This is a genomic window from Rhizobium sp. TRM95796, from assembly GCF_025779995.1.
Classification (GTDB): domain Bacteria; phylum Pseudomonadota; class Alphaproteobacteria; order Rhizobiales; family Rhizobiaceae; genus Rhizobium_E.
In genome coordinates this window covers 1-748 of record NZ_JAOXHE010000036.1, presented here as the reverse complement: position 1 = coordinate 748, position 748 = coordinate 1, and the positions used below count along the sequence as shown (strand labels likewise).

General features: G+C 58.6%; 1 protein-coding gene. It reads left to right on the top strand.

From position 1 onward, the window contains the following. Window positions 1-78 precede the first annotated feature (78 nt). The coding region (locus tag OCK01_RS26400; RefSeq protein WP_263826559.1) for an IS5 family transposase at window positions 79-748 on the top strand (670 nt) is incomplete at its 3' end.

Sequence of the window (748 nt, the reverse complement as noted above, 5' to 3'; positions counted from 1 at the left end):
GAAGCTGCCTCAAAAAGAGGTGGGTGATTTCAAGAGGTTATGATTCCTTCGGATTTGCAAGATTCGATGGAGTTCACAATGGCCTGGAGCGAAATCACCCGTCGGCACTATGCCCGGCGAACCGGACGCTACGCAAGCGATATGACGGATCGAGAATGGGCGCTGGTCGAACCTTTTCTGCCCAGACACCGTCGCCTTGGTCGTCCGCGCAGCACGGATTTGCGGGAGGTCGTCAACGCCCTGCTTTACATCGCCACGACCGGTTGCCAGTGGCGGATGCTGCCGAAGGATTTTCCACCTTGCTCGACCGTTCAGCGCTATTTTTATGACTGGCGGGCATTGGGACTTTGGACACGCATCAACCATCATCTTGTCATGGAAGCCCGCGAGCTGGAGGGCAGAGAGGCAAGTCCGACGGCTGGCGTGATCGATAGCCAGAGCGTCAAAACCACGGAAAGCGGTGGTGTCCGAGGCTATGACGCGGGCAAGAAGATCAAGGGCCGCAAGCGCCACATCATCGTTGATACGCTCGGCCTGATGGTCGGCCTCATGGTTCACAGCGCCGACATCCAGGATCGCGACGGTGCTCCCGATCTCCTGAAATCCATCCGTCACAGGTGGCCGTGGTTGCTGCATGTCTTCGCCGATGGCGGCTATGCGGGCGACAAGCTGACGCGGCGGCTGAAGAAGATCGGGCGCTGGACGATTGAGATCATCAAGCGCTCGGACAAGGCGAAAGGCTTCGAAG